The following is a 15,092-nucleotide window of genomic DNA, read 5'->3' on the forward strand; positions in this document are numbered from 1 at the left end:
CGTGAGATCCGGCGAGCATCGTCGCTGCAGAGTTCAACAGTCTAGCCTGCACACCAATTCCCTGTGAGGGAAAAACCGTGAGAAAAAACTCTTCGGAATCGACGACTCCTTTTGAGGGAGCAGGGGCGGGCCTGTGCGAGGGTCAGGAACTCAGCGGAACATTGTCGATCAGGCGGACCGGGCCCACCCGCGCAGCGATGATTGCCAGGCCCTCACCACGGAACGGCGTCTCCCGGCAGTTCTCGGCGAGGGGCTCCAAAGTGCCTGGATCCACCACTTCGAAGTAGTCCAGTTTGACGAGCGGCTGCGACTCCACCAGCGCCACGGCGGAATCGAGATCCAGTGGCTGGTGGGCGTTGGCACGTTCCTCGACCAGCCGCAACGCCCGCGACAGCACCAGGGCTGCCACACGTTCTTCCTCCGAAAGGAAGCGGTTCCGGCTGGACAGGGCCAGACCGTCGCCGGCACGCACCGTGGGGACGGGGACGATTTTCACGGGAAAGTTCAGGTCAGCCACCATCCGCTGGACAAGCGTCAGCTGTTGGGCGTCCTTCTGGCCGAAGTAAGCCCGGTAGCGCGGCGGCGTCCCGTTGTTTCCGCAGGCGCCGGGCATGCCGAAATGGAGCAGTTTGGCCACCACGGTCAGTGCGCCGTCGAAATGACCTGGCCGGGAGGCGCCTTCCCACTTCTCCGCGAGCTTGCCCGCTGTAATGCGCACCATGGGTCCGCCGTTGGGATAAACCTCCTCAACGTCTGGAGCAAAGACCAGATCGACGCCTTCGGCCTCGAGGAGTTCCAGATCGGCATCAAGTGTCCGCGGATAGCGCTCAAGGTCAGTTGCTTCGCCGAACTGGAGGGGATTCACGAAAATGCTGACCACCACCACGTCGTTTTGTTCGACGGCGGTACGGGCCAGTTGGGCATGTCCCTCGTGCAGGGCTCCCATCGTTGGCACCAATCCCTGCGAGCTGCCCTGCTTTGCCGTCAGCAGCCGTGCGCTTTCCGTTCGAAGCGCGGCAGCTGTGGTGACTAGTTTGATCGCCATCTATGGTCCTTCCGGCGGCTGGGTTCCGTCACCAAGGGCGCGATTCATCTCCCCGAACTGATCCTCTTTCAACAGACCCCGGCTCGCGGCGCGTCCCGCAGTTGCCCGCGCCATGGCAAGGTAGGCGGCCAGAATGTCTCCGCCGGCACCGCCGTCGTATTCCTTCAAAGCCTCGGCGTGAGCCGTAACGGTTCCCACATCTCCACGGGCTACGGGTCCTGTCAGCGCCGATTCGCCGGAGGCCAAGGCGTTCTCCAAGGTGGCCCGGAGCAGCGGCCCGAGCATGCGTTCGGGTGATTCCACTCCTACTTCCCGCAGCAACTGCGAAGATTGGGCCACGAGCGTTACCAGATGGTTTGAGCCGTGCGCCAGCGCCGCATGGTAGAGCGTCCGGTCAGCTTCGGCGATGGCCACAGGCTCAGCGCCCATCTCCACCACGAGTGCTTGCGCGATAGGCAGCATGGCGGCGTCCGCTGTGACGCCGAAGGTGCAGTCGAGCAACCGGGTGAGGTCCAGGCTCATGCCGGTGAATGTCATGGCAGGGTGCAGCGCGAGCGGCACGGCACCGGCGGCCCGCACCGGGCGGAGGATTCCCACTCCGAAGCGGCCCGACGTGTGTGCCACAAGCTGCCCGGGCTGCCAGGCGCCAAGCTTGGCGAGCCCCTCCACCAACGCCCCCAGGGAATCGTCCGGAACGGCCAAAAGCACCAGCTCCGAACGCTCCACGATTTCTTGAACCTCGAGGATGGGGACACCGGGCAACAGTGTTTCGGCCCGCTCACGGCTTGCATCTGATACCGCGGAAACCCCGACCACGGCATGTTCAGCGGCGCGCAGGGCCGCACCGAGAACTGCACCCACCTTTCCCGCGCCAATGATTCCAACACCAAGGCGTCCGGGCTTAGCCATTCTGGGGACCGTCCTGACTGGGGGCTAAGGGTTCGCGGGGGGCTACCGGTTGACGGGGAGCGAGAGGTTCGCTCGGAGCCAAGGGTTCGCGGTGGGCCAGGGGCTCGCCAGAGGCAAGGGGTTCAGCTACGGGAGTTGCCGGGGCTACCTGGGCCAACCATTGTTCGCTGGTCTGCCGCTTTCTCGCGGCCCGCGCCCGCGCCGCCTGTTCCTGGAACAGCGCCCGGGCCACATCGACGTCAGCCTGGATCAGCCTCGGCACAACCGGGCCCGCCGTCGTGTGCAGGACAAGATCCGCGACGCCGAACCGCCTCGCAATCGGACCCTGGTGCAGCGCCATGGACTGCGTTCGCTGATGCGGCACCACCACGAGCTGCCGCCACCACCGGCCGGAACGAAGCAGCAACGCGGTGTCGGTTGCCGCGTAGCCATTGCGGCGCCACGCCAGCGGCGCAAGGAGGCGCGCACGTTCAGGGGTGGTGACGAAGCCGCCGTCGTTCTCCCTGCCGTTGATGCCGGCCGCAAACACGCGGGCCGCATCAGAGGTTCCGGGGTCCGGCAGCACCAGCGACATCATGGTCATGACGTCCGCAAGCTTTCCCACCGGCAGGAGCGTGGTCCGCGAGCCGCCTTCGCCGTTTCCGCCGGCAGCACCGTAACCGGCAACGTTCACGTGCATCCGGTACCAGCCGAAGATCCGCCAAATGGGCGGCTGAAAAACCCTAAGCGCCTGGATCCTCCCCGGGGGCAATGTCTGTGCCTGCGTATCCAGCAAGCCGTACCGCAGCCGGATACCGTCCGGGGAGATGGCTGCGGTGAAGTTATAGCCCTTGTTGAAGGAGGACCAGTAGGCGGCAGCAAGACCCAGGGCGGCCGGGATCAGGTACAGGAAAAATCCGCTATTGCCCGTGAGGACCGAGAGCAGCACTGAGCCGACCGCGCCCAACAGCACCAAGACACTCTGTTCGCTCAGGAGCAGGGAACCCACAAGCCTCGACGGCGGGACGGACAGTACGGCCTGCTCCGGTGCCTCCGGGACCACGCCGTCCGGGCTCTCGGGATCCGGCGCGACTCCCGCAGCACGGGCGAGGATGGTGGCCCGGAGCTGGCGGGCGTCGTCCATCCGCAGGAAAGCGAGCCGGACGGCTGACTCCCCGGCATCGGCCACTTCGAACCGGAGCTCCGCGAGGCCAAAGATCCGGGCCAGTAAAGGCTGCACGATGTCGATGGCCTGCACCCGGTCCAGGCGGGCCTGGCGCTGCTGGCGGAACAGGAAACCGGTCTTGACCCGGACATAGCCCCCGGCGACCTGATAGCGGGTGAAGTACCAGGTCATGATGAAACCGAAAATGGCCAGCAGCAGGATGACGCCCCCGGCAGCAAGCAGCCAGGGTGCACGGCCCGCCATCCGGTCATCGATGAGCGGACCGCCTTGGATCAGCCGCTCGAAAATGTCCCGGCCGAAGAAGTAGCCGATGGCCGCGAGGGCTATCCACCCCCGCACAAACGGCGACGCCGGATGGACCCGGAGCCATTCGCCGTCCGCATTGCCGGGGGAAACTCCGGCTGCACCGGCATCTCCGGCGGCTTCCACCGTCACAGTCCTGCCAGCCTGGCTTCACCGCGGGCGGAAAGCTGCTCGCGCAAGCGGGCGCCTTCGCTCTCGGGAAGGCCGGGAATCTGGGCGTTGGTTCCGGCGGAGGCTGTGTGGAGTTTCAAAGTGCACAGGCCCAGCCAACGCTCGAGCGGGCCAACGCCGATGTCCACGTACTGCATGCGTCCGTAGGGAACCACCATGACGCGTTGGAAGAAGATGCCGCCGCGGATCAGGAGGTCATCGTCGCGCTCGGCGTAACCGATGGCACGAACCTGCCGGGGAATCAGCACGAGCCGCCATACCGCCAGAATCAGCATGAGCGCCGGTACAGTCACCGCAAGCCAGAGCGGAGGCCAGGTCCACCAGCCCAGAAGTACAAAGATCAGGGGCAGGGACAGGACGACGACGGCAATCAGGTTACCGATCGCCCATTCCACAATTCGGACGGTCACGTACTTCGGTGAGACACGCAGCCACGTGATCCCGGGAGGATCAATCGCCTTGGTAGGCATAGCCGCCCTCCCCCTTTGCCTCTCCGCGGGCGCGTCCCGGGAGCTTGGTTGTGCCGTCGCCGTCGCCGTCTTCAGGAGGAATACGGCAGAACCGCTCCACGAGGAGCCCCACAATGATCATGACCAGGCCCCCTCCTGCCATGCCTAGCGCGAGCCACATCAGCGGCTGACTGCTCCGCATGCTCCAGATCTGCAACAACTCGACGAAGATCCCAGCGTGCCAGCCGAGCAGCATGGCGCCCGTGTAGGCACAGGCTTGCGCGAGGACCAAGGTCCAGGCGGCCAGGATGGGGTTGAGCATTTTCTTCTTTTTGCCGTTACGCCAGCGAAGAACACGGATTCCCAGCACCAGGGTGAGGGCAACAATCACGCCCATGGTGACCAGGGCCGTGAGAGGCAGGACCGGGGTGGCGAAGCTGAAGCGGTTGGCCAGCAGGGTGGCGAGCCAGCCCGCGACTGCGAGGACCAGGCCGATAGCGAGGAGCAGCAGGGGATTGATGGGTTTCACGTGCTACACCGCCCCGGCGGTAGGGAGACCGTTGAAGTCGCCGAAGCCATCGAAGGGGCGGAGCCCGGAAAGATCCTCGGCCTGGGCCGCAAGAACGCCGACCCGTTCGCCGTTGAGCTCAGCTGCCGGCTCGATGAGCGACCACGGGTAGAGCACGAATGCGCGCTCTGCCGCCCGGCGATGCGGAAGCGTAAGTTCGGGATCGGAGCTCACCACATCACCGTAAACAATGATGTCAACGTCAAGGGTGCGCGGCCCCCACCTCACATCGCGGACGCGGAGGTGCTTGTTTTCCACCGCCTGGCAGTGCCGCAGCAACTCCATCGGACTGAGCGTGGTCTCCACCGAGATCACCATGTTCAGGAAGTCCGGCTGGTCCTGCGGCCCGCCGACGGGCTTCGTCTGCATGACAGGTGAGACTGCGAGCAGCCGCACTTCCGGCCGGTCCACAAGATCCGCGACGGCGCTGGAAAGGGTGTCGTTCCGCTCCCCCAGATTGCTGCCGAGCGCCAGGACGGCGTGTGTGTACGGCAGCGTAGCCCGCGAAATCATTGTCGCTCCCGGTGGACGCTTACGGAGACGTCGCCGAACTCGACGTCGATGGGCGCCTGCGGTTTGTGGACAGTGATGTCGACGGCGGACAGGGGAAACTCCTGCAGCAGATCTTCAGCGATACGCACGGCAAGGGCCTCAATGAGGTTTACCGGTTCGCCGGTGATCCACTGCCTGATCCTGTCCGCGACCTCGCCATAGTGCGCAGTGTCGGAGACGTCGTCGGAGGCGGCTGCTTCTGCGAAGTCCAGGTGCAGCACGGCATCAACAATGAACGGCTGGCCGTCACGGCGCTCGAAGTCGAACACTCCGTGATTCCCCATAGCGGTAACGCCGCTCAACGTGATCTTGTCCATCCAGCCTTCCCTTGTCGGTTGGTGGTGCTTCAGTTGCTGTCGCGTGCCGGAGCCAGGCGGGCAGCAACCTTGACGGCGTCGAGGCTGGGGCCGACGTCGTGCACGCGGACGGCCCAAGCGCCGCGGGCTGCGCAGACAGCGGTGATGGCGGCTGTGGCGGCGTCACGCTCGTCGGGAGCAGCGGACTTGCCAGCAACCGTTAGGAGGGTACCGAGGAACCGCTTGCGCGATGCCCCCACCAGGACCCTGTGGCCCAAGGCTTCCAGCTTGTCCAGGTTCCGCAGCAGTTCCCAGTTCTGTTCATCCGTCTTGGAGAACCCGATCCCCGGATCCAGAATGATCTGCCCTGGTGCCACGCCTGCCGCGTACAGCTTGTCGCGGACACCGATCAGCTCGGCCACAACGTCCTCGGCCACATTCGAGTACTCCGTGAGGGAGTTCATGGTGCGGGCGTCACCGCGGCGGTGAGTCAGCACATAGGGCACCTTGCTCGCAGCCACAAGATCGGCCATGCCCGGCTCGATGCTGAGTCCGGAGACGTCGTTGATGATGGCTGCGCCGGCGTCCAGGGCAGCAGCGGCGGTCGAGGTGTGGACGGTGTCGATGCTCACGAGGGCGCCGGCCTTGACCAGGGCGGCGATCACGGGCAGGACGCGGCGTTGTTCTTCCTCAGGGCTTACGTCCTCGGCTCCTGGCCTGGTGGACTCGCCCCCGACGTCGATGATGTCCGCTCCGGCGTAAAACATCCTCAGTCCGGCCGCAATGGCGGTGTCCGGAGTGGGGTTCTTCCCGCCGTCGCTGAAGGAATCGGGAGTGACGTTCAGGATTCCCATCACAAGGGTTCGGTCAGCGGGCAGGCTATCCAATGTTGCGGCCGGCCGCGGTTTGCGAAGTATAGGCAGCGGAGATGTTGCGGGTCCGGTTCCAGGTGCTGCAGCTAGGGAGTCCATAGTCTGTTGTTACCTTCCGATGATGAGGCTCATTGCTTCTGCGCGGGTTGCCGGGTCATGCAGTTGCCCACGTACCGCACTGGTGACGGTTTTGGCACCGGGTTTGCGGATGCCGCGCATGGACATGCACAGGTGTTCACATTCGACAACGACGATCGCACCCCGCGGTTTGAGGTGGGTGACCAGGGCCTCAACAATCTGGGTGGTGAGGCGTTCCTGAACCTGCGGACGCTTGGCGAACATGTCCACGAGCCTGGCCAGCTTACTCAGGCCAGTCACTTTACCGTCGTGCGAGGGGATGTACCCAACGTGGGCCACCCCATGGAACGGCACCAGATGGTGCTCGCAGGTGGAATAGAACGGGATGTCCTTGACCAGCACCAATTCCTCGTGGTCGAGGTCGAAGGTAGTGGATAGGATCTCCGCGGGGTCGTGGTGGAGGCCGGCGAACATCTCGGAGTAGGCTTTGGCCACCCGTTTAGGCGTGTCCATAAGCCCGCCGCGGTCCGGGTCCTCGCCTATTGCTAGCAGGATTTCCCGGACTGCCGCTTCGATCCGCCGCCGGTCAACTTTGATGCCCCGGTGTCCCGCAGGATTCTCGGCAGCAGAAAGGTAACCGACCTCGGTGAGGTCGTCATGGTCGTAGTGGTTCACAAGACGAGTTTAGCCGTGGCCGGGCACATCGGGCCCGACGTCGGTTCCGCCCTCGAAGACCTCCTGGCCTGCCACACCCTGCGGATGCGGAGGCTGGGCGTCCAGCGGCTCATCCAGACGGGCCTCCTTGGCCTCCTCCTGGGCTTCGCGTGCAGCCTTTTCCTGGCGCGACTCAACAGGGCCCGCCATCTGTACCGGACGTGACTCCTTGGACAGCCAAACCTCGCGGAAATCGCGCTTGCGGATGTCACGGAAAATGTCGGCGATTTCGGCCTGGTTCAGGGTTTCCCGTTCCAGAAGTTCAAGGGCCAGGTAGTCCAGGACGTCCCGGTTTTCCGTGAGGATGGCGTAAGCCTCGTCATGCGCCTGGTCGATCAGCCGCCGGACTTCCTCATCGACGATGTACGCGATTTGGTCTGAGTAGTTGCGCTCATGCCCGGCATCCCGGCCCAGGAACGGCTCGCCGCCACCCTGGCCCAGGCGCACTGCACCAACGCGTTCGCTCATGCCGAACTCAGTAACCATCTTGCGGGCCGTAGAGGTGGCCTTCTCGATGTCGTTGGAAGCCCCCGTGGAGGGATCGTGGAACACAATTTCCTCAGCGACGCGGCCTCCCATGGCGTAGGCCATCTGGTCCAGCAGTTCGTTGCGGGTTACCGAGTACTTGTCGTTGTCCGGAACCACCATGGTGTAGCCGAGCGCACGCCCGCGCGGCAGGATGGTGATCTTTGTGACCGGCGCCGAGTTCCGCAGGGCTGCGGCAACGAGGGCGTGTCCGCCTTCGTGGTAGGCGGTGATCTTGCGCTCGTGTTCCTTCATGACGCGGCTGCGCTTCTGCGGACCCGCCATGACGCGGTCAATCGCTTCATCCAGGGCGCGGTCATCGATCAGGTTGGCGTTGGACCGTGCCGTCAGCAGGGCTGCCTCGTTCAGGACGTTGGCGAGGTCAGCACCGGTATAGCCCGGAGTCTTCTTGGCCACAGCCTTGAGGTCCACGCCCGGCGCCATCGGCTTGCCCTTGGCATGAACCTGGAGGATCTGGTCGCGTCCCACAAGGTCCGGAGCCTCAACTGAGATCTGCCGGTCGAAGCGGCCCGGGCGCAGGAGCGCCGGATCCAAAACGTCGGGACGGTTAGTGGCCGCGATCAGGATGACGTTGGTCTTGACGTCGAAGCCGTCCATCTCAACCAGCAACTGGTTAAGGGTCTGCTCGCGCTCGTCATTGCCGCCGCCGATGCCGGCACCGCGGTGACGGCCGACGGCGTCGATCTCGTCAACGAAGATGATGGCCGGTGAGTTGGCCTTGGCCTGCTCGAAGAGGTCGCGGACTCGGGACGCACCGACACCCACGAACATCTCAACGAAGTCCGAGCCGGAGATGGAGAAGAACGGAACGCCTGCTTCGCCAGCTACGGCACGCGCCAGCAGGGTCTTACCGGTGCCCGGCGGGCCGTACAGGAGGACGCCCTTGGGAATTTTGGCTCCCACAGCCTGGAACTTGGCGGGCTCCTGCAGGAACTCCTTGATTTCCTGAAGCTCCTCAACAGCTTCGTCGGCGCCGGCGACGTCGATGAAGGTCACTTGCGGCATGTCCTTGCTGACCATCTTGGCCTTGGACTTGCCGAACTGCATGATCTTGGAGCCGCCGCCCTGCATACGGGACAGCAGGAACCAGAAGAGGAGGCCGAGGAGGATAACCGGGACGAGGAGGGAGAACAGGCCTGAGAACCAGTTGCTCTCGATCGGCTGGTCCGTGTAGCCGTTGGCCGGCTTGGCGTCGGTGATTGCCTTGACGACGTCGTCCGCCCTGGCATTGACGAAGAAGAACTGGACGCTCTTGCCCTTGTCCTGACCGTCAATGGTCAGGTTGTCCTTGAGGGTCAGGTCCACGCGGTTCTCGGCGTCAAAAATCTTTGCCTGTTCCACCTGGCCGCTCTGCGAAAGCAGCTCAAGGCCCTTATCCGTGTCTATTCGTGAGGCACCGCCGGGGGCGAGGGTGGCAAAGGCCAGCAGGAGCATTGCGACAACAACAATGATCCAAATTCCCGGACCCTTGAAGAAACTCTTAGCTTTCATTTGTTCGGGGCTCGCCCCGTCCCTCCTGGTAGTGCTGCACGGCGCAATTGCGCGCGCGTGAGGTACTGCGTCAGCTACTAGCTATACACCGTACGGAGTAATTCACGCACGGTGAAGCGCAAAAGTTCCCTATGGGCGTAGCTGTTGCAGCACAAAAAGGCTGGGTTTGTGAGCCTGCATCCTCGCCAGCTTTCCGTCGATCAGGCCTTGGGGATCAGGATCCACAGGGCAATATAAACCAGCTCTCCTACACCCACCAGGCCGAAGATCACAAAGGCCAGGCGGACGATGAATTTGGGGATGCCGAAGCGTGCAGAGAGTGCTGCACAGACACCTGCGATGATCTTGCCATTCCGGGGTCGAACCAGGGTTGCGTCCATGCGCTCATGCTAACGGGCCGGCTCAACGGAGGGAACCATCGAGCCGGCACGAAGGCACGCCTTATGAGGCCCCTATCCGTGAAGCCCGTTCAGGACGGTCACGTTCTCGTAGGAAACATCCTCACCGGTGGTCAGGACTACAAAACCCGTTTGGATTTTTCCCGATGTGACTGTCAGATGACGCACGGCAGTCCTGTTTCCGGCGACCAGAAGGGTGACCCCCTCTTTGAAGGTAAGAACGACGTCGGCTGCGTTGCCGGTCCTGCCCTCCAACGTAATGTTGCTACGGTCCTTCCAGATAACTACAGGCTCGTCGTAGACCCCAGGAGCGAGCCGGATGGTGACCGGCCGGGAATAACCGGACGGGATGGACCCAACAGCTGCCCGGATGCTCCCGTAGTCGCCTGAGCCGTCCAGGGCAACAGTGATGACCCCGGCCGGAGGCGTGACGGTCCCTCCTAGCGGACCGGCGAACCTGCCGACGAGGGCGGGGACCGCCTCGGCAGGGTCAGGCCTGTAGTGGTAACTCGCCGCCGGATCGAATGCGGCCCCGCTGGAAGGACTGTTCTCTCCCGCGCAGTCCTCGAAAATGTTTCCCGAGGCAGCCAGTTCACCTTCGGCGTCCTGGATGTTCAGCGGATTCCTGACGTCCTGGAAATAGTTCCCTTCGACGACGAGCCTGGCAGCGTTGCGGCCCAGCATTCCGTAGCTTGAAATGTCCTGCAGATAGTTGTTGTACACATGGCCGGCCAGCACGTTGTCCAGACTGGCATTGCGCTGATGCGTGTTCCTGATCCAGTTGTGGTGGAAGGTCAGCTGCGTAACGACGTTCTCCGTCCAGCCTTCCCCGATGGCCTTGTTGTGGTCCGCGAAGACGTTCCACGAATAGGTCACGTAGTCGCAATCCTTGCGGGTATCCACCAGGCCGTCCCCCAGCCGGGTGAAATACATGTGGTCCACCCAGATATGGTGCGAGGTGTCCACCTGGATTCCGTCGCGGTCGTTATCTGGCCGCTTGCCTTCGAAATCTCCCGGGATGTACGAATCTCGCACTGTGAAGTTCCGGAAGATCACGTTGGCAATGTTGATGAGCTTGAAGCCGGCATTGACCACTTCTGCGTCAGAACCAGCGCCAAGGAAGGACTTGTTCGACTGGACCCGCAGCTTTTCATAGGCATCGAAGACGATGCTGCCGTGCAGGATGACCACGAGCGCCTCGCTGGCGTTAGCGAAGCTCCGCAATTCTGCAGTTGTGCGGGCGTGGACAATGTTTCCCCCGGCGCCCCCGGTTGTTCCGTCGAGTCCAAGTCCGGGCAGCGACGCGAATCCTGCGGGCTGGTGGGACCAGACCGTTCCGCCCAGGGCGCTGCTGTTGGGCAACCCTGCCTCGTCGAATCCGCTCTCCCCAAGGCTGGGCTCAGGGCCGTATCGCAAGCCATCTGTGGCCGCCGCGGCCGAAACTCCGCTTCCCAGGGAGGTGGCGGCCACCAGCCCTCCCCCGAGCAGGCCTGTTGTCAGCACGGATCTGCGGGACGGGGTGATGGCCGTTGCCTGAAAAAGTGCACATTTCGCGGTCATTTCAGTTGCCCGCCTCTGTCAGCGCCTGTGCTCCGGCATACGGCGTCCAGTCCCCCAGGTAATTGGCAATGGTGAACTGCTGCACTCCGGCAACATCGAGCTGCGGGTGGAAAGCGTTGAGCCAGGCTCCCGGCCCGCTGTTGCTGTGTTCCCCGAACCGCCCTTCCGTCCAGGAGTGTCCGCTCATATCCGCCCAGCCCTGCTCGGCGATGTGTGCGCCAAGCCACGAGTCACGAATGACGGCCTGGGGGTGGGCATCAGGATCGCTGCTCGCGAACCAGGGCCGGCCGAGGCTGACGGTCCCGGGGGCTGCGTCACCGGTCAGCCTGCTGTTGATGATCAGCAGCCCGTACGGGTTTGAGTTCTTGGTGCTTGGGGCCACGATGTAGCCGTTGTTCGTTGCGCTGCCCCGGTCGAGGGAATGAACGGTACAGCCGTCCAGGACGGCCGTGCCGCGGCCGTAGATAAAGTCGACATCGCCCTCGATGTAGCAGTTCTTCAGATACGTGCGTGCCCTGGCATCGCGGCCGGTGGTGTCTGCCAGGTAGGTGTCCTGGTTCCCGAGGAAGCGTGCGTTCTCGAACGTGACCTTGTCCCCGACGGAGCGGACGGCGAGCGCCTGGCTGGAGCCGTTTGCGGCCTCGTCGTACGTATTCTCGACAGTCAGGTTCGTAACCGTCGTGTTGTCTGCGGCGACGGTCATGGTGGGGCTGCCCTTGGCGCCCCACGTTCCGCCGAAGAACTTCGGCTGGCCGGCTGCGGTGTTGTAGCTGAGAACGACGTCGGCCGGGTTGCCTGTCGCTCCAGTAATGGTGACGTTCTTACGGTCAGGCCAGACATTAACCACTTCCCGGTAGACGCCGGGTTTCACGGTGATGGTGCGTGCCTGGGTGCTGTGGTCCGGGATGGCTCCGATCGCGGCCTGGATGCTTCCGAAATCGCCTGTACCATCGAGAGCCACGGTGATGTTTGCCCCGGGCACCTTCGCGGAAGAGTTCCGGGGACCCGCACCTTCCGAAACAATCCTGGGGACGTCCGCCGTCGCGTCCTGCCGGTACTGGTAGAAGGACGACGGCTCAAACGCCACGCCGATGTTGTCCTTGCGGCCGTAGGTCTGGCCCTTGAAGATGTTGTCGCGGCTCACCACCTGTGTTGCGGGGTCTTTTGCGACGATGGGATCTGCCACAGTGTCGAAGTAATTGCTCTCCACCACGACTTTGGCCGCGTTCCGGCCCATCATGCCGTACTGGCCGATGTCCTCCAGGTAGTTGTTGTAAACGTGGGCAGCGGCGGTGTTGTCGAGGCTGGCGTTGCGCTGGACGGTGTTGCGTATCCAGTTGTGGTGGAGGGTCATCCGGGTAACTGCGTTGTTCGTCCAGCCCACGCCGAGCGCCTTGTTATGGTCCGCGAAAACGTTCCAGGAGTAGGTCAGGAAGTCCGAGTCCTTGCGGGTGTCGATCATGCCGTCGCCCAGGCGCTCGAAGGCCATGTGGTCCACCCACACGTGGTGGCTTGTGTCCAGTTGGATCCCGTCGTGGTCCCCTGTCTTGCCGTCCCAGTCGCCTGGAATGTAGGAATCCCTGATGGTGAAGTTCCGGAAGATGACGTTGGAGACATTGATGAGCTTGAAGCCTCCATTGACAAGCTCAGGACTGTCGCCCACACCGATGAAGCTCTTGTTCGACGCCACCGGGATCTTGAAATACGACTCAAGTTTGATGGAGCCCGGGATGAGAATCACCAGGGGTTCTGCTGCCGCCGCATAGCTCTTCAGCTCCTCGAAGGTCCCGGCGTTGACCACCCGGCCGGCCTGGCCTCCCGTGGTGCCGCTGAGCCCGTTCCCGGGCAGCGCAGCGAAGCCGTCAGGCGCCTGTTTCCAGAGCGCCTGCGCCCGGCCGTCGTCGTCGGTGGTGCCCGTCTTCTGCGCTCCCGCGACGTTGTGGGGTGGCGCACCGTGCGCAGGAGCCGCCGCCAGTCCCCCCAACAGACTCGCCGCCATGAGGGCGCCAAACATCGATAGAACTTTCATCCCATACTCCTTTGTGTGTGATTACTTGCTGGTTCGGCGTTGACGCCGGAGTTCAGTGAATGGCCGACGCCGTCACTTCAGGCCAGTGGTAGCGATGCCGCTGATGAGGTACTTCTGACCCGCGATGAAGAAGCCGATGATGGGCGCAATGGACACCACGGACATGGCGAACATGGGCCCCCACATGCTCTGGCCTTCGGAGTCCATGAAGGCCCGGAGCGCCAGAGGGACGGTGTACAGGTCCTGGTTTTGGATGTAGATCAGAGGCCCGAAGAATTCGTTCCAAGTGGAGATGAACGTGAAGATCGCTGTGGTGGCCATGGCCGGGACGCACAAGGGCAGGATCACCTTGATGAATGTACGGAAGGGGCCACAGCCGTCGATCTGCGCTGCGTCATCCAGCTCGACCGGCAGGGACTTCATGAACTGGACCATCAGGAAGATGAAGAACGCGTTGGTGGCCATGAAGTTCGGCACCACCAGGGGAAGGTAGGTGTCCAGCCAGCCCAGCTGGGAAAAGATGATGTACTGCGGCACCAGCAGGACGTGGCCGGGCAGCATCAGTGTCCCCAGCATCAAGGCGAAGAAGAGCTTCCGCCCGGTGAACTCCATTCTGGCGAACGCGTAGGCGGCCAGGGCACAGGAGAAGATATTGCCCACGATGGACAGCACCACGATGATCAGGGAGTTAAAGAGGTACACGTGGAAAGGCTGGTTCAGGGCCGTCCAGCCCTCGGCATAGTTTGCGAAGTTCCAGTTCTGCGGCCACAGGCCCAGTTGCCGGAAGATGTCTTCACTGGGCTTGACCGAGCTGGAAATGAGCCACAGCAGCGGATAGAGCATCACCAGCCCCACCAGACAGAGGATGAGGTGTTTGGTGAAGCGCTGGGCGGGGGTTCCTTCAGTTTCCCCGTCCGGGATGGCGGGGCTCCGTTGCGGCTGTTTTTGTGACCGTTTCAAGGGAAGATCTAGCAAAGCCATGTCGGTTGCCTTAATTGTCGTAGAAGACCCAGAACTTGGACGCGATGAAGTTGATGGCGGTGAAAATCGCGATGATCATCAGCAGCACCCAGGCCATAGCCGAGGCATAACCCATCTCGAACTCGGTGAAGCCCTTCTGGTACAGGTAAAGGTTGTAGAAGAGTGTGGAATCCGCCGGGCCGCCCGTGCCGCCGCTCATGACGTAGCCCTGGGTGAACGTCTGGAACGAACCGATGAGCTGCATGATCAGGTTGAAGAAGATGATTGGGCTGATCAGCGGAATGGTGATGCTTCGGAACTGGCGCCATTTCGAGGCTCCGTCAATGGACGCGGCTTCGTAGTACATCGACGGAACCTGCCGGAGTCCGGCGAGGAAGATCACCATGGGTGAGCCAAAGGTCCAGACGTTGAGCACTATCAGGGTGCTCAGGGCGAACTCGGGGTCAGTGACCCAGGCGGGCCCCTGGATGCCGAACAGCCCCAGGAAACTGTTCACGATGCCGTCATTGCCGAAGATGTAGCGCCACAGCATGACGATCGCTACACTCCCGCCCAGGAGGGAGGGAAGGTAGTAAACGGAGCGGTAGATCGGCAGGCCCCTGATACCGCGGTTCAGCACCAGTGCCACCGCCAGGGCCGCGGCCAGCGAGATGGGAACTGACACGAATGTATAGATGAAGGTGACCTTCAGCGACTGCCAGAGCCTCGGGTCCTCAAACATGGCCTCGAAGTTGGCCAGCCCCACCCAGGCCGGCTGGTTGAAGAGGTTGTAGTCCGTGAAAGCCAGATACAGCGAAGCGAAGAACGGGATCACCGTGAACAGCATGCCTATGAACCACGGCAGCAGGAACAGGTAACCGGACGGCTGCCGTTTCCGGGAAGAAACCTTGCGGGAGCCCCGACCGGGCGGGTCCGCAACGGGACCCGCCGGCAGGGTCTTTGGCTGTTTGGTCAGGACCGACATG

Annotated in this window: 15 protein-coding genes; all 15 read right to left on the bottom strand. The window is 63.1% G+C overall.

All coding sequences use genetic code 11. The annotated features are described in order from the left end of the window. Positions 1-142: 142 nt before the first annotated feature. A complete protein-coding gene (gene panC / locus M1E05_RS00050) occupies positions 143-1,045 on the bottom strand; it encodes a pantoate--beta-alanine ligase (protein ID WP_458112787.1) in 903 nt (300 codons plus the stop codon). Next, entirely contained in the window at positions 1,046-1,954 is a 909-nt protein-coding gene (locus M1E05_RS00055) for a Rossmann-like and DUF2520 domain-containing protein (protein ID WP_461164055.1), read from the bottom strand. Continuing rightward, entirely contained in the window at positions 1,947-3,554 is a 1,608-nt protein-coding gene (locus tag M1E05_RS00060; protein ID WP_461164056.1) for a PH domain-containing protein, read from the bottom strand. The genes M1E05_RS00055 and M1E05_RS00060 overlap by 8 nt, the downstream gene beginning before the upstream one ends. Beyond that, positions 3,551-4,063, bottom strand: coding sequence for a PH domain-containing protein (locus M1E05_RS00065; protein WP_458112784.1), 513 nt, complete (start codon positions 4,061-4,063; stop codon positions 3,551-3,553). The genes M1E05_RS00060 and M1E05_RS00065 overlap by 4 nt, the downstream gene beginning before the upstream one ends. Continuing rightward, a complete protein-coding gene (locus M1E05_RS00070; protein ID WP_458112783.1) occupies positions 4,044-4,571 on the bottom strand; it encodes a DUF3180 domain-containing protein in 528 nt (175 codons plus the stop codon). Before M1E05_RS00070 ends, M1E05_RS00065 begins: the two co-directional genes overlap by 20 nt. 3 nt (positions 4,572-4,574) lie before the next feature. After that, entirely contained in the window at positions 4,575-5,123 is a 549-nt protein-coding gene (gene folK, locus M1E05_RS00075; RefSeq protein ID WP_458112782.1) for a 2-amino-4-hydroxy-6-hydroxymethyldihydropteridine diphosphokinase, read from the bottom strand. Next, positions 5,120-5,479: a dihydroneopterin aldolase gene (folB, locus tag M1E05_RS00080; RefSeq protein ID WP_458112781.1), complete on the bottom strand. Its 360-nt coding sequence runs from the start codon at positions 5,477-5,479 to the stop codon at positions 5,120-5,122. Before folB ends, folK begins: the two co-directional genes overlap by 4 nt. A 29-nt stretch (positions 5,480-5,508) precedes the next feature. Beyond that, on the bottom strand, positions 5,509-6,429 hold the full coding sequence (folP, locus tag M1E05_RS00085; protein ID WP_458112780.1) for a dihydropteroate synthase: 921 nt from the start codon (positions 6,427-6,429) through the stop codon (positions 5,509-5,511). 9 nt (positions 6,430-6,438) lie between these two features. Continuing rightward, the gene (folE, locus tag M1E05_RS00090; RefSeq protein ID WP_458112779.1) at positions 6,439-7,083 is read right to left on the bottom strand and encodes a GTP cyclohydrolase I FolE; all 645 of its coding nucleotides are present in this window, start codon (positions 7,081-7,083) and stop codon (positions 6,439-6,441) included. Between the two features lie 9 nt (positions 7,084-7,092). After that, positions 7,093-9,159 carry an ATP-dependent zinc metalloprotease FtsH gene (gene ftsH, locus M1E05_RS00095; protein ID WP_458112778.1) on the bottom strand — a complete coding sequence of 689 codons (2,067 nt, stop codon included), beginning with the start codon at positions 9,157-9,159 and terminating at the stop codon, positions 7,093-7,095. A 200-nt stretch (positions 9,160-9,359) separates the two neighbouring features. Further along, positions 9,360-9,539, bottom strand: a complete 180-nt coding sequence (locus M1E05_RS00100; RefSeq protein WP_458112777.1) for a PspC domain-containing protein — start codon at positions 9,537-9,539, stop codon at positions 9,360-9,362. Positions 9,540-9,611: 72 nt separating this feature from the next. Further along, positions 9,612-11,117: a pectinesterase family protein gene (locus tag M1E05_RS00105; protein ID WP_461164057.1), complete on the bottom strand. Its 1,506-nt coding sequence runs from the start codon at positions 11,115-11,117 to the stop codon at positions 9,612-9,614. A 1-nt stretch (position 11,118) separates the two neighbouring features. Further along, the gene (locus M1E05_RS00110) at positions 11,119-13,146 is read right to left on the bottom strand and encodes a pectinesterase family protein (RefSeq protein ID WP_461164058.1); all 2,028 of its coding nucleotides are present in this window, start codon (positions 13,144-13,146) and stop codon (positions 11,119-11,121) included. A 72-nt stretch (positions 13,147-13,218) separates the two neighbouring features. Beyond that, positions 13,219-14,127, bottom strand: a complete 909-nt coding sequence (locus tag M1E05_RS00115; protein WP_458112774.1) for a carbohydrate ABC transporter permease — start codon at positions 14,125-14,127, stop codon at positions 13,219-13,221. Between the two features lie 10 nt (positions 14,128-14,137). Then, complete coding sequence (locus M1E05_RS00120; RefSeq protein WP_458112773.1) at positions 14,138-15,091, bottom strand: carbohydrate ABC transporter permease; 954 nt, start codon at positions 15,089-15,091, stop codon at positions 14,138-14,140. Position 15,092 lies beyond the last annotated feature (1 nt).

The sequence above is a fragment of the Arthrobacter sp. R4-81 genome (genome assembly GCF_054792365.1).